This window comes from Amycolatopsis sp. cmx-11-51, assembly GCF_047608665.1.
Classification (GTDB): domain Bacteria; phylum Actinomycetota; class Actinomycetes; order Mycobacteriales; family Pseudonocardiaceae; genus Amycolatopsis.
In genome coordinates this window covers 1-13,524 of record NZ_JADNQO010000003.1, presented here as the reverse complement: position 1 = coordinate 13,524, position 13,524 = coordinate 1, and the positions used below count along the sequence as shown (strand labels likewise).

Here is a 13,524-nt window from a genome sequence, read left to right as displayed (position 1 = left end):
GCCAGCACATCCCTTACCGTCCACAAAGGACAATATCGAGTCCGAACTACCCGATGGGCTACCGGTTGCCCTTGTTCACAAGTCCGTGAAGGCCTCCTTGAGAGACTTGGTGACATCGGGGTGCGGAGCTGTGTGGAAATAGGGACGTTGAGTGTCCCCATTCCCACCCAGCCCTGCCGCCCGGCTACCTACGGCGGGGAGGGCCGTGTGGATTTTGGGACATCCAACGTCCCAGAATCCACACGGTCTCGACTCCGAACGCCTCCTTCCCTACTTTGAGAGTCAGGGTCCCGGCAAAGTCGAGTTCTGCGGGTCAGGCGGTTAGTCGTCGCTGCGTAGGCGTCCGATGTGGACGATGGCAGCTCGGCGTACTGGTTCAGGAGCGCGTTCGCGGTGGTGAGCGCGCGGTTCATCCGGGCGGTCACCTCGGCGACGGCGGCGAAACATCGCCCCGCCACAGCGAAAGCTCACCCCAGCCGCTGAACACCGCGGTCCGCCGTTCCCGGCTCAGCGACACGGCGTCGTCGGTCGCAGCGGCCGGGCCGTCGTCAGCAGCGAGCACAGGGAACCGATGAGCGGGGCAGCTCGAAGAAGCTGATCTTGCGGGGAACCCTTACCGTAAAGGACGTCCGTGCGCGGCCGCGCCTTCTCGATGACGACGCCGAGGATCCGGTCGTCGAGGTCGGTCCCTTCCGCCTGCTCCGCCGGAGGCACCGCCCACAGAGTACCTGGGGTACCGACGGATTTCCGGAGATCTCCGCGATCCCGGCGTCACAGAGCAGATCGACCTTCGGATCCGTCGTACGCGGGACCTTGCCCACCGGATGAGAGAAGGTGTTGCGGCAGGAGAGGAGAACTTCTTTCTCGCCGTCCAAGGTTCCGCGATACAACCCAGACTGCCCGCGCCGTCGACGCTGATTCCCCGTTTGGCCAAGACCTGCATTCCGCCGGCGAGTGTCCACTATCTGGTGCTGTCACCCATACGAAGTCTCCCCTCGCACCGCGTGGCCCGAAGAACTGCCCCATGAGGCAGCGCGCCGGGCGGAACCCGGTGTGGCAAGGTCGGTTCCGTGGACAAGGACGCGTATTTGGAAGGCGCGATCAGTGATGTGCTCAGTGGTGACGACGCGACGCTCGACGACCGGATCGGGCGAGCGGCGTTGGTGTTCGCCGCCTCCGGCGCGTTCGCGGAAGCCGACCGGCTGATCACGCATTGGCACGCGCTCACCGAACGTCCCGTCACCGCGCTCGTCACCGGTGCCGTGCCCGCCCGCGCGTGGGCGATGCTCTTCGAAGCACGCGGCGCGCGACCGGACTGGGCGGCGGCGATGACTCCGCTAGACCTCGACGCCGAGGAACGTGCGCACGACGAGTACCTCGCCCGGCGGGTGTCCGATCTCGACGGTCTGCTCGGCGGCTCCCCGATCGGCGAGGCCGTTTCCCATCTCGGGCCGACGCGCCCGGATCGATTGCGCGAGGCCGTCACACAAGGTGACCTCGACGCCTGGGCGGAGATCGCCTCGCGGCAGGTCCGCCCGGACGTCGCCGTCCTCGCCGCGACCCGACGGCTCGCGCCGCGCCTGGTCGCGGGTGCCGACCCGCTCGGACTCGGCGAGTGGACAGGGCTGTGCGCCGGAGCACTGGTCGCGGCGCTGTACAAGCGCTACCCGCCGGACACCGGTTCGTGGCGCGAGATGATCACGGGCATCCTCCGGCTTCGCGGCGCCGGCGCCGCGCCCCCGGCGGCGTCGGCCCGGAACATCGACGCGACCGAAGCACGGCTCGGGATCCAGCTACCTCCTGACTACAGAGAGTTCCTGCAGACCTGCGACGGCCTACCCGCCGACGTCGTCTTCCCGCGCTTGCTCGGGACGGCGGAACTGCGCGCGGAAGGCGGCGTCGTCGTGATCGCCGAGCCCGCCGTGGCACTGCTCACCGCCGCCGGCGAGCAGTGGCGGACGGTCGAGATCGACCCCGCGCTGGGCACGACGGTGCATCCGACGTTCCGGGCGCTGCTGGAGCGGCATCTACTCCTGCTGGCGCAATCCGCCTGAGGCCGGGGCGGCTCCGCGTTCCGGCGCGCCATCGTTGTGACTGGTGGGGGCTAGTGGGGCGACTGGCCGAGTGTCCGCGGTACCGGTCAGACTTCCCCGCGCTTCTTCCGCTCGGTGTACTCCCGCATCCGCTTCGGGTAGCCGACCCGCGCCACCTCGTAGACGGGGATCGACCGTTTGCGACCGAACTGCTGCGCCGCGTCGAAGCTCTCGACCCTACGCCGGGTCCACTCACCATCGTGTGCGATGAGGACGACTGTGGTCTCCGTGACGTTGGTCTTGGGCTCCACATAGGCCTCGACACCCGTCCGTGAAGCAGCCCACTCTTCAAGGTGCTTGAAGTCGTTTGAAGAGGCTTTCCGCAGCGTACCGGGTTTTTGCCCGCCTTTAGAGCGCCGGCGCAGCGAGTCGAACAGACCCACTCCGACCACCTCACTTCCCACTCGCGTCCAGCGTCCATTATCCCGACCGGGGCGTGTGCTCGCCGTCGCATACCCGGCTAGGTCGCAAGCCCGCCGCGCGTAGTGACAAGATGGCAAGTGTCCGCGCGCGCGTATACCGCCGCGAAGCGGCGCCAGAGCACCACCCCTACCGCTTGCCGAGGAGCTATTGAAGTGACCGACACCTCCGCCGACCTTGTGATCCTGGGTGGCGGATCGGGCGGCTACGCCGCCGCGTTCCGCGCGGCCGAGCTGGGCCTTTCCGTCACCCTGATCGAAAAGGACAAGCTTGGCGGGACGTGCCTCCACCGAGGCTGCATCCCGACCAAGGCCCTCCTGCACGCGGCGGAGGTCGCCGACGAGACCCGCGACGCCGAGACCTTCGGCGTCAAGGCCGTGCTGGAAGGCATCGACATCGCCGGGGTCAACAAGTACAAGGACGGGATCGTCTCCCGCCTGTACAAGGGCCTGCAGGGCCTGGCCAAGGCGCACAAGGTGAACCTCGTCGAGGGCACCGGGACGTTCGTCGGCGGCACGACCGTCGAGGTCGACGGCACCCGCTACACGGGCAAGAACGTCATCCTCGCCACCGGCTCGTACTCGAAGACGCTGCCCGGCCTGGAGCTGGGCGGCCGCGTCATCGCGAGCGAGCAGGCCCTTTCGCTGGACTACATCCCCAAGAAGGTCGTCGTCCTCGGCGGGGGTGTCATCGGTGTCGAATTCGCGTCCGTCTGGGCGTCCTTCGGCGTCGACGTCACCATCGTGGAGGCGCTGCCCCGCCTGGTCCCGAACGAGGACGAGTACGCGTCCAAGCAGCTCGAGCGCGCTTTCCGCCGCCGCAAGATCGCCTTCAAGACCGGTGTCCGGTTCACCGGCGCCAAGCAGGACGACAACGGCGTCAGCGTGTCGCTGGAGTCCGGCGAGACACTCGAGGCCGACCTGCTGCTGGTCGCCGTCGGCCGCGGCCCGAACTCGGCCGGGCACGGGTACGAGGAGGCCGGGGTCAAGATGGAGCGCGGCTTCGTCCTCACCGACGACCGCCTGCGCACCAACCTGCCGAACGTCTACGCCGTCGGCGACATCGTCCCTGGACTGCAGCTCGCGCACCGCGGGTTCCAGCAGGGCATCTTCGTCGCCGAGGAGATCGCCGGCCAGGAGCCGCGCGTGATCGACGAGAGCGGCATCCCGCGCGTCACCTACTCGCACCCCGAGGTCGCTTCGGTCGGTCTCACCGAATCGCAGGCGAAGGAGAAGTACGGCTCCGACGTCACCACCTTCACCTACGACCTCGGAGGCAACGGCAAGAGCCAGATCCTCAAGACCTCCGGTGGGGTCAAGCTGATCAAGGCCCCGGAAGGGCCGGTCGTGGGCGTGCACATGGTGGGCGACCGCGTCGGCGAGCTGATCGGCGAAGCGCAGCTGATCTACAGCTGGGAGGCGTTCCCCGAGGACGTTGCCCCGCTCATCCACGCGCACCCTACCCAGACCGAGGCCCTCGGTGAAGCGTTCCTCGCCCTGGCGGGCAAGCCGCTGCACGTCCACAGCTGACGTCTCACCGTCGAAGAACCAGACCAAGCAAGACATATCAAGGGAGTCAGCGAACGATGGCCTACTCCGTCACGTTGCCGGAGCTCGGTGAGAGCGTCACCGAGGGCACCGTCACCCGGTGGTTGAAGCAAGAGGGCGACACCGTCGAGGTCGACGAGCCGTTGCTCGAGATCTCCACGGACAAGGTCGACACCGAGGTCCCGTCCCCGGTCGCAGGCAAGGTCGTGAAGATCAGCGCGCAGGAAGACGAGACCGTCGAGGTCGGCGGCGAGCTCGCCGTCATCGACGACGGGACCGGCGGGGTGCCGGAGTCCTCCGGTTCCGCCGAGCCTGCCGCCGAAGAGGCGCAGCCGGAACCCGAGCCGGAGCCGGAGGCCGCGCAGGAGCAGGCCTCCGCACCGTCCCAGCCGGACACCGCGCCGGCTTCGGGCGGCGAAGGCACCGAGGTGAAGCTGCCCGAGCTGGGCGAGAGCGTCACCGAGGGCACCGTCACCCGGTGGCTCAAGCAGGTCGGCGAGAGCGTCGAGGTCGACGAGCCGCTGCTCGAGATCTCCACGGACAAGGTCGACACCGAGGTCCCGTCCCCGGTCGCAGGCACCGTCCTGGAGATCCGTGCCGGTGAGGACGAGACCGTCGAGGTCGGCGGCGTGCTCGCGGTGATCGGCGCGGCCGGTTCCGCCCCTGCCCCGAAGGCCGAGGCCCCCAAGCAGGAGGCCAAGCCGAAGCCGGAACCGGAGCCGGAACCGAAGCCGGAGCCCAAGCCGGAACCGAAGCCCGAGCCCAAGGCCGAGGCCGCTCCCGCGCCGAAGCCCGCCGAGCAGCCGAAGCCGGCCGCGGCGAGCAGCGACAACGGTTCGGACAGCGGGCCGTACGTGACGCCGCTGGTCCGCAAGCTCGCTTCGGAGAACGGCATCGACCTGTCGTCGCTGACCGGCAGCGGTGTCGGTGGCCGTATCCGCAAGCAGGACGTGCTCGCGGCCGCCGAGGCCAAGCAGAAGCAGGAAGCCCCGGCTCCCGCCGCACAGCCCGCCGCCGCTGCCCCGGCCGCCGCGGCGCCGTCGGCTCCGCGGAAGGCCGCGGTCTCGCCGGAGCTCGCGGCTCTGCGCGGCACCGTGCAGAAGGCCAGCCGGATCCGGCAGATCACCGCCGTGAAGACCCGCGAGTCGCTGCAGATTTCCGCGCAGCTCACGCAGGTCCACGAGGTGGACGTCACGAAGATCGCCAAGCTCCGCACGCGGGCGAAGGCGGCCTTCAAGGAGCGCGAGGGCGTCAACCTGACGTTCCTGCCGTTCTTCGCGAAGGCCACCGTCGAGGCGCTCAAGCAGCACCCGAACGTCAACGCGTCCTACAACGAGGACACGAAGGAGATCACCTACCACGGTGCGGTGCACCTGGGGATCGCGGTGGACACCGAAAAGGGTCTGCTGTCGGTGGTCATCCACGACGCGGGTGAGCTCAGCCTCGCCGGTCTCGCGCACCGCATCGCCGACCTGGCGGGCCGCGCGCGTTCGGGCCAGATCAAGCCGGACGAGCTGTCGGGCGGCACCTTCACGATCACGAACATCGGCTCCAACGGCGCCCTGTTCGACACGCCGATCATCGTGCAGCCCCAGTCCGGCATGCTCGGTACCGGCGCGGTCGTGAAGCGCCCGGTCGTGATCGCGGACGCCGACGGCAACGACACGATCGCCGTCCGGTCGATGGCGTTCCTGCCGCTGACCTACGACCACCGCCTGGTGGACGGGGCCGACGCGGGCCGCTTCGTCACGACGATCAAGCAGCGTCTGGAAGAGGGCAACTTCGAGGACGAACTCGGTCTCTGATCCTCCAGTAGCCCGTGAAGGCCCTCGTCCCGCTTCGGCGGGGCGGGGGCCTTCTCCTTCCCCCGCGTTTAGTCCTCTAGTTGCGGTACTTGCGCACGACAACTACCGCAACTAGAGGACTAGTTGCGGGGTTTGACAGCCACCCAGAACTCTAGTATTCCGGAATTACGGAAAACGAGAGGGAGGGTATCCACCATGCTGACCAGACGCCATCTGCTGGCGGGGGCCGCGGCCGGATCGGCGGCGTTGCTGCTGCCGGGGACCGCGAGCGCGACCACGACCACGCCGGACACGTCGACCCAACAGGGCTGGCTCGACTGGATCACCGCGCACCGGCACGACGTCTCCGTCCTGATCGACGACGGCGCGGGCCGCCGCGCCGCGCGCAACGCGGACGTACGCCGGGTCATGGCTTCGTCGATCAAGGTCCTGCATCTCAGCGCGTACGCCACCGCGGTCGCCGAGGGCAGGCTCGACCCGAAGGAACAGATCCGAGTGGGCGACTGGGACGCCCACCACCCCTTCGTCGGCGACGGCCGCGCGCACTTCCAGGCGCTCAACTGGCTGGGAATCCCCTGCGACGACTACGGCATCGCCAAGGACGCCGAGCAGCGCGTCCCGCTGTCCAGGATTCCCGAAGCGATGATCTTCTTCAGCGACAACGCCGCGACCGACTATCTCCGCACCCGGCTCGGCGATCCCGCCCTCCAGTTCGCGGCCGCGCGGGGTGGCTGGATCAGGCCCGACACCCGATCACTTGGCGGCGAGATCCTGATGCTGATCATGCCGGAGTACGCGCCTCCGCCAGGGAGCCCGGCCGCGGTCCGGCGGGCGATGGGCGACGCGGTGGCGCACCGATTCGTGGCCGATCCCGCGTTCCGCGAACAAGCGTTCAACCGGGTCCCGGACAAACCGTGGCCCCCCGAAGTGCAGTGGGCGTGGACCAAGGGCCACGGCCAGGGTTCGGCGTCGGACCTGTTCGCACTCCACCGCAGTCTGGCGTCAGGCCGCTATCGGCCGGGAGGCGCGCTCGCCCGCGAGATTCTCGCTCTGCCACTCTCGGACCGTGTACCGGCTGGAGCGAGCGAAGTGCTCTTCAAGGGCGGGAACCTTCCACGTTCGCTGACGCTCGGTCTCTCCGTACGGTGGCCTGGCGGACGTTCGGGCACGGCGGCCGTCCTGCTCACCGGCGTGAGCGACCAGGACGTGGCGAACGCGTCACCGCTCGTCGACGCCCTGATCGCGGCGCTGGCCGACCCGGCGAAGTTCACCGCCCTGCAGCGTGCGCTCGGCTAGCCGACGGTATAGATAACCGGTATGAACGCTGAGCTCGCCGACCGGATAGCCGCCCTCGAGGAACGGGTCGCCGCGCTCGAAGAACAGAGCCAGGCCTCACCGCCGGCCGGTCCTGGGGGTCTGGTCGGGTATCGCGGCGAGCTCACCGATCCCATCGAACTGCGCTGGGGGATCAACGTCGCGCCGGGACCGATGCTGGCGCTGGCCGACGGGCCGCGGGTCGAGGTGCTCGCGGCCCTGTCCAGCACCGCACGGGTGGCACTCGTGCGGACGCTGGCCGCCAAGGGCGCCCAGTCCGCGCCCGCCTTGCAGGAGGCCGCCGAACTCGGCTCCCCCGGCCAGCTCTACCACCACCTCAAGGCGCTGACCGGCGCCGGGATCGTCGAGCAGGACAAGCGGGGCAGCTATCGCCTCCGTCCCGCCGCGACGATCCCGGTGCTGGTGCTGCTCACCGCCGCGTCGGACGTCGCCGGCCAACTGCCGACCTGAGCGTGCGACCGGATCGCGGATAGGACACGATCGGATCATGCGAGTTCTGATCGCGGGTGCGAGCGGACTGATCGGCACCTCCCTGGCCAAGCGGCTCCGCGCGTCAGGGCACGAGGTGATCCGCCTTGTGCGCCGGGAGGAACGGGCCGCCGACGAACGCCGCTGGGATCCCCCGGCGGGCGAAATCGCCGATGGCGCGCTCGACGGCGTCGACGCGGTGGTGAACCTGGCGGGTGCGCCGCTACTGCCTGGACGCTGGAGCGCGGCCCGCAAGCAGGTACTGCTCGACAGCCGGGTCGAACCGACCGAGGTCCTCGCCGATGCGGTCGCCGAACACGGGATCCCGGTGCTGGTGAACGCTTCCGCGGTCGGTTACTACGGCGATCCCGGACCGTCCCTTGTGGACGAATCGAGTCCGGTCGGCCGCGGTTTCCTCGCCGAACTCTGCACGGCGTGGGAAGGCGCCACCGACACCGCGGCCACCGCCGGCGCCCGTGTCGTGCGGATCCGCACCGGGCTGGTGCTCGCCCGTAAGGGTGGACTTCTCGACGTGCTGCGTCCGCTGTTCCGCCTGGGGCTCGGCGGGAAGCTCGGCGACGGCAAGCAGTACATGCCGTGGATCTCGCTCGACGACGAGGTCGGCGCGATCCTCTTCGCGCTGGAGAACGAGTCCTTGTCCGGCCCGGTGAACCTCAGTGGGCCGCAACCCGCCACGAACGCCGCGTTCACGAGGGCACTCGGCCGCGCCGTCCACCGCCCGGCGATCTGGCAGGTCCCCGGGTTCGCCATGAAGATCGTTCTCGGCCAAGCCGCCGAAGAGATGGCGCTGTTCGGGCAGCGCGCGATGCCCAAAGCGCTGGAGGAGGCGGGGTACGCCTTCCGCCACCCGACCCTCGAGGACGCGCTGGCCGCCGCGACATGACCTTGCGGCGCGGCCTCCACCTCCTCGCCGGAGCCCTTCTGCTGATCGGCTTCGTCACCCTCGGGCTGTTCGTCGACGACCGGCCGCCGCCGGTGGACGTCGCCCTCGCCGACGCGCTCCGCGGGGAGTACACCCGGCCCGCCGGACAGGTGGCCGACCTGATCACGAACGTCCTCGGCCCGGTCCTGCCGTTCGCGCTGGGCGCGTTGCTGGTGGTGATCGCCTGGCGCCGCCGTCAGCTGACCGTGTTGTGCGTCAAGCTGGCCGTCGTCCTGATGCTGTGCCGTCTGACCAGCCTGATCGCCAAACCGCTGTTCTACCGGGAACGACCCCGCGAATTCCCCGATCTGAGTTACCCGAGCGGGCATGTCGTCGCCGTCGCCTGCACCGGATTCGTCGCCGTCCTGCTGTGCGCGTGGACCCGCCCGCGCCTGGTGCGCCTTGCCATCATGATCGCCGTCGCGGCGACGGTGATCGGCGCGCTCTGCCGCGTCGTGCTGGGTGTGCATTGGCTGACCGACACAGCGGGATCCGTACTCGCCGTGGGCGGTGTCGGCCTGATCTCGTCGACCGCGCTGGGTCTGCTGCCCCGGCCACGGGACCCGGCGTAGTGTCGCGGATGTGAGCTCTTCGACCACGTCATGCCGCGCCGCCACCGAGCCCGTCGACGTCCGCGAGATCGGGACGATCGACTACACCGAAGCCTGGGAAATCCAGCGTCGGCACGTGACAGCCCGTGCCGACGGCGAAGGCCCCGACACCATGCTGCTGCTGGAGCACCCGTCGGTGTACACCGCGGGCAAGCGCACCGAAGCCGAGGACCGGCCGACCGACGGCACCCCGGTGCTCGACGTCGACCGCGGCGGCAAGATCACCTGGCACGGGCCCGGCCAGCTGGTCGGCTACCCGATCATCAAACTCGCCGACCCGATCGACGTCGTGCACTACGTCCGGCGTCTCGAAGAGGCCCTGATCACCGTCTGCGATCAGCTCGGCGTGCACACCGGCCGGGTCGAAGGCCGCAGCGGGGTCTGGATCCCGGCCGACGACCGCGGGGTCGAGCGGAAGATCGCCGCGATCGGGATCCGCGTGCAGCGCGGCGTGACCATGCACGGTTTCGAGCTGAACTGCGATCCCGACCTCGGCGCCTTCGACAAGATCGTCCCGTGTGGCATCCGGGACGCGGGCGTGACGTCGCTCTCGTACGAACTCGACCGTGAGGTCACCGTGGCGTCGGTGCTGCCGATGGCGCGCGAAGCCGTCCTCGCGGCGTTGGAGGGCGACCTCCCGGTGAGCGACGAGCGCTGGCTGCCGCGCCCCGAGGCACCCGCCGCCCCTGGTGTCACTTTCGCCTTGCAGAGCTGAAGGGGACTTTCTCCGCATAGGACGCGGTGAAGGGCGCTTTCCCCGCATGAGACGCGGGGAAAGTCCCCTTCAGCCCCCACCTCAGTCCAGCTGAGGAGCGACCTCGGAAGCGACCAGCTCGACCTGGTCCAGATCCGAGAGGTCCAGCAACTGCAGGTAGAGCCGGGTGATGCCGGTCTTCTCCCGCCAGTTCCCGATCTCCTCGACGACCTCCGACGGTGTCCCCGCGAGCCCGTTCTCACGCAGCTCGGAGACCTCACGCCCGATCACCGAAGCGCGCTTTGCGACCTCGGCGTCGTCACGGCCCACGGCGACGACGAGCGCGGCCGAACGGATGATCTCCTTGGGGTCGCGGCCGATCTCGCGTGCGGCGTCGTCGACGCGGCCGAACTGCTCGACGGCGAACTCCGGCCCCACGAACGGCAGGTTGAACTCGTCGGCGTAGCGCGCGGCGAGCGCCGGGGTCCGCTTCTTGCCGCCCCCGCCGATGATCACCGGCGGCCGTGGCCGCTGGGCCGGCTTCGGCAGGCCAGGTGAGTCGACGAGCTTGTAATGCTCGCCATCGAAGGAGAACGTCTCGCCTTCCGGCGTCTCCCACAGCCCGGTGACCACCGCGAGCTGCTCGGCGTAGCGGTCGAAACGCTCCTTGATCGGCGGGAGGTCGAGGCCGTACGCGGTGTGCTCGTCGTCGTACCAGCCGGATCCGAGGCCGAGTTCGACGCGGCCGCCGGACATCTGGTCCACCTGCGCGACCGAGATCGCGAGCACCGACGGATGCCGGAAGGTGGCGGCGGTGACGAGGGTGCCCAGCCGCACACGGCTGGTCTCACGGGCGAGACCCGCGAGGGTGATCCATGCGTCGGTCGGCCCCGGCAGGCCGGAAGCCGAACCCATCTTCAGGTAGTGATCGCTGCGGAAGAAGGCGTCGTAACCCGCGTCCTCGGTGGCCTTGGCCACCCGGAGCAGGTCTTCGTAGCTGGCCCCTTGCTGGGGCTCGGTAAAGATCCTGAGGTCCACGAACGCCAGCCTAACGACGGGTCCGTCAGCTCGCCTTCCCGTGCTCAGCGGGCGGAACGCGGCGGAATCCGACGAGCAGCCGCACCAGGACCTCCTCGACCTGGGCGCTCACCTTCTTCGGCTCCGGTGAAGAAGCGATCTCGATCGCGGCGCTCGACAACGCGCCGAACAGCAGCCGAGCGGTGACGTCCACCGGGACGTCGTCGACCTCGCCGACCTCGATGAGCGACTGGATCCCGGTGCGGACCAGGCCGAAACTGCACCGTTCCTCGGCCTCGCGCCAGCGCTCCCAGCCCATCACGACCGGCGCCTCGTGGATCGCGATGCGCTGGTACGCCGGGTCGAGGCAGCTCTGCAGGAATCCACGCAGCCCGGCGAGCGCCCGCTCCCATGGCGAATCCGGGCCGTTCATGATCTTTTCGAGCCGGTCGAACACCTGGCTCTCGACCGTGTCGAAGGCGGCCTCGAACAGCGCCTGCTTCCCACTGAAATGGTGGTAGAGCGCGCCCTTCGTCACCCTGGCCCGCTTGGCGATCTCGTCGAGAGAAGTGCCCGCGTACCCGCGTTTGGTGAACAGCTCCACGGCACTCTCGACGAGTGCCGACCGGGTGGACTCGGAATAGTCCAGCCGCCTTGACCTCATTGTCGCCACCTTCACAACTTTACGCCGCCGACCCCACTCCATACTCATGGTATGTTGGCTGCTGTCAGGTCCGTACCGGGAGTATGCCGCAAACCTGCGGTATGAACCGGGCCGCGGAGGGGAGCCCACATCATGAGCTGGAACGACTTCTACCAGCGGCGCGACATCCTCGAAGCCGCTCTGCGCCAGGCGGGTCACCACCCGGCCGGCCCCCTGTCACTCGACGAAATCCCGGGGGCCACCAAATACTTCGCGACCGAAGAAGAGCTTCTGGTCGCGCTTCGGTACAAGTGGAACCAGGTGTTCGCCGGCCACCTTCGCGCCGAGATGACCGATCCGGACTACGCCGATCAGGATTTCGCGCTCGACAGGGTCGAGGCCGTCACCCGCGCCTGGAACAGCGCCACAGCCGAACACGAGACCCTCCGCGCCGTCCTCGACGCGGCCCTCGAACGGTGCCCCGCGCTGATCCCGTCCCACGAAGCCGAACTACGCACTCTCGCGCTGACGGCGGGACTGGCCGACGGCAAGGAACCGACGGCGGAGATCACCAAGGTCGGCAGCGCCTTCGCCGCCTTGCTCCGGCACGGACGGCACGCGAAGCCCGCTCGCCGCCGCAACCCGATGGGCCACCTGCTCCGATTGCTCGCGCCGAGCGCGTGATCCCGCGTGGCGGGGCAGGCGACGATGTAGTTAGGTGACCGACATGGCTGCTCGCACGCGCTGGACCGAGGCCGACATCCCGGATCAAACCGGCCGGGCCGCGTTCGTCACCGGGGCCAACTCGGGGCTGGGACTGCGAACGGCCGAAGTGCTCGCGAGCAAGGGGGCCCGCGTGCTGCTCGGCTGCCGGTCGCCGGAACGCGGGGCCAAGGCGCTGGAGCAGGTGCGCGCGGCCGCGACCGGGGACGCACCCGAACTCGTCCGCCTGGACCTGGCCGACCTCGACTCGGTACGTGAAGCCACGAAGAAGGTCCAGGAGCTGTCGGGCGGCAAGCTCGATCTTTTGATCAACAACGCGGGTGTGATGGCGACACCGCGCGGCCACACCAAGGACGGCTTCGAGACCCAGTTCGGCACGAACCACCTCGGGCACGCCGTGCTGACCTGGCTGCTGATGCCGTCGCTGCGCGAGGGCGCGGGTGCCCGCGTGGTGACCGTGTCGAGCGTCGCGGCGACGGGCGCGCGTATCGACGTCGCGGACCCGAACTTCGAGCGGCGCATGTACAACCCGGGCGCGGCCTACGGTCAGTCGAAGCTGTCCAACCAGGTGTTCGCGCTCGAACTCGACCGCAGGCTCCGCGCCACGGGCGACGGCGTCGTCAGTGTGGCGGCCCACCCCGGCTACACCTGGACCGGACTCGGTTCGGGGATGGCCCGCTCCTACCGCAACCCGGTGGTGCGCGCGCTCGTCGGCGCGGGCAACCGGGTCGGCGAGGTGCTGATCGCGCAGAACGCCCGCAAGGGCACGCTCCCTCAACTGTTTGCCGCGACCGCTCCCGAGGTGGTGGGCGGCGACTACATCGGCCCCCACGGCCTCGGCGGATTACGCGGCGACCCGGTCAAGGTGCGGCCCCTGCCCGCCGCGAGGAGCGAATCGCTCGGCGCCGCGTTGTGGGACGTGACCACCAAGTTGACGGGCGTCACCCCCGACCCCGCGTGAGCGGCGACCACTACTACGGCGGGCGTAGGGTGACGGTGTGAGTGCTGCCCCAGATGGCCGCAAGCTGTTGCGGCTCGAGGTCCGGAATTCCCAGACTCCCATCGAGAAGAAGCCTCCGTGGATCAAGACGCGTGCGAGGATGGGGCCGGAGTTCACCGAGCTTAAGGGCCTGGTCAGGCGTGAGGGTCTTCACACTGTGTGTGAGGAGGCTGGTTGTCCCAATATTTATGAGTGTTGGGAGGACCGGGAGGCCACGTTCTTGAT

The 13,524-nt window shown here is 69.1% G+C and carries 14 protein-coding genes and 1 pseudogene; 11 read left to right on the top strand and 4 right to left on the bottom strand.

The features are described from left to right. Positions 1 to 507: 507 nt before the first annotated feature. Positions 508 to 714, bottom strand: coding sequence for a hypothetical protein (locus tag ACM6LU_RS13400; RefSeq protein ID WP_414937991.1), 207 nt, complete (start codon positions 712 to 714; stop codon positions 508 to 510). Positions 715 to 1,070: 356 nt separating this feature from the next. Between ACM6LU_RS13400 and ACM6LU_RS13395 the strand changes: the two genes are divergently transcribed. After that, on the top strand, positions 1,071 to 2,054 hold the full coding sequence (locus tag ACM6LU_RS13395; RefSeq protein WP_414937990.1) for an SMI1/KNR4 family protein: 984 nt from the start codon (positions 1,071 to 1,073) through the stop codon (positions 2,052 to 2,054). 86 nt (positions 2,055 to 2,140) lie between these two features. On the opposite strand, the gene ACM6LU_RS13390 is transcribed toward ACM6LU_RS13395, so the two are convergent. Continuing rightward, on the bottom strand, positions 2,141 to 2,485 hold the full coding sequence (locus ACM6LU_RS13390; protein WP_414938556.1) for an oxidoreductase: 345 nt from the start codon (positions 2,483 to 2,485) through the stop codon (positions 2,141 to 2,143). 183 nt (positions 2,486 to 2,668) lie between these two features. Between ACM6LU_RS13390 and lpdA the strand changes: the two genes are divergently transcribed. The 7 genes from lpdA (at position 2,669) to lipB (ending at position 9,937) form a co-directional block, all read left to right on the top strand. Further along, positions 2,669 to 4,042, top strand: coding sequence for a dihydrolipoyl dehydrogenase (lpdA, locus tag ACM6LU_RS13385; RefSeq protein ID WP_414937989.1), 1,374 nt, complete (start codon positions 2,669 to 2,671; stop codon positions 4,040 to 4,042). A 56-nt stretch (positions 4,043 to 4,098) separates the two neighbouring features. Beyond that, positions 4,099 to 5,865, top strand: coding sequence for a 2-oxoglutarate dehydrogenase, E2 component, dihydrolipoamide succinyltransferase (gene sucB / locus ACM6LU_RS13380; protein WP_414937988.1), 1,767 nt, complete (start codon positions 4,099 to 4,101; stop codon positions 5,863 to 5,865). A gap of 195 nt (positions 5,866 to 6,060) precedes the next feature. Then, the gene (locus ACM6LU_RS13375; RefSeq protein WP_414937987.1) at positions 6,061 to 7,161 is read left to right on the top strand and encodes a serine hydrolase; all 1,101 of its coding nucleotides are present in this window, start codon (positions 6,061 to 6,063) and stop codon (positions 7,159 to 7,161) included. 21 nt (positions 7,162 to 7,182) lie between these two features. Beyond that, positions 7,183 to 7,650: an ArsR/SmtB family transcription factor gene (locus ACM6LU_RS13370; protein WP_414937986.1), complete on the top strand. Its 468-nt coding sequence runs from the start codon at positions 7,183 to 7,185 to the stop codon at positions 7,648 to 7,650. A 37-nt stretch (positions 7,651 to 7,687) separates the two neighbouring features. Continuing rightward, positions 7,688 to 8,572 carry a TIGR01777 family oxidoreductase gene (locus ACM6LU_RS13365; RefSeq protein ID WP_414937985.1) on the top strand — a complete coding sequence of 295 codons (885 nt, stop codon included), beginning with the start codon at positions 7,688 to 7,690 and terminating at the stop codon, positions 8,570 to 8,572. Beyond that, positions 8,569 to 9,183 carry a phosphatase PAP2 family protein gene (locus tag ACM6LU_RS13360; RefSeq protein WP_414937984.1) on the top strand — a complete coding sequence of 205 codons (615 nt, stop codon included), beginning with the start codon at positions 8,569 to 8,571 and terminating at the stop codon, positions 9,181 to 9,183. The genes ACM6LU_RS13365 and ACM6LU_RS13360 overlap by 4 nt, the downstream gene beginning before the upstream one ends. Positions 9,184 to 9,193: 10 nt before the next feature. Next, positions 9,194 to 9,937: a lipoyl(octanoyl) transferase LipB gene (gene lipB / locus ACM6LU_RS13355; RefSeq protein ID WP_414937983.1), complete on the top strand. Its 744-nt coding sequence runs from the start codon at positions 9,194 to 9,196 to the stop codon at positions 9,935 to 9,937. A gap of 81 nt (positions 9,938 to 10,018) precedes the next feature. On the opposite strand, the gene ACM6LU_RS13350 is transcribed toward lipB, so the two are convergent. Further along, a complete protein-coding gene (locus ACM6LU_RS13350; RefSeq protein ID WP_414937982.1) occupies positions 10,019 to 10,954 on the bottom strand; it encodes an LLM class F420-dependent oxidoreductase in 936 nt (311 codons plus the stop codon). Positions 10,955 to 10,979: 25 nt separating this feature from the next. Then, the gene (locus tag ACM6LU_RS13345) at positions 10,980 to 11,597 is read right to left on the bottom strand and encodes a TetR/AcrR family transcriptional regulator (RefSeq protein ID WP_093938700.1); all 618 of its coding nucleotides are present in this window, start codon (positions 11,595 to 11,597) and stop codon (positions 10,980 to 10,982) included. 132 nt (positions 11,598 to 11,729) lie between these two features. Here ACM6LU_RS13345 and ACM6LU_RS13340 point away from each other — a divergent pair, with 132 nt between their 5' ends. From ACM6LU_RS13340 to ACM6LU_RS13330, 3 genes and pseudogenes are all read left to right on the top strand, one after another. Next, the gene (locus tag ACM6LU_RS13340; RefSeq protein WP_414937981.1) at positions 11,730 to 12,260 is read left to right on the top strand and encodes a hypothetical protein; all 531 of its coding nucleotides are present in this window, start codon (positions 11,730 to 11,732) and stop codon (positions 12,258 to 12,260) included. A gap of 43 nt (positions 12,261 to 12,303) precedes the next feature. Further along, the gene (locus ACM6LU_RS13335; protein WP_414937980.1) at positions 12,304 to 13,260 is read left to right on the top strand and encodes an oxidoreductase; all 957 of its coding nucleotides are present in this window, start codon (positions 12,304 to 12,306) and stop codon (positions 13,258 to 13,260) included. A gap of 37 nt (positions 13,261 to 13,297) precedes the next feature. Beyond that, a pseudogene (locus tag ACM6LU_RS13330) lies at positions 13,298 to 13,524 on the top strand (lipoyl synthase); the annotation flags it as partial.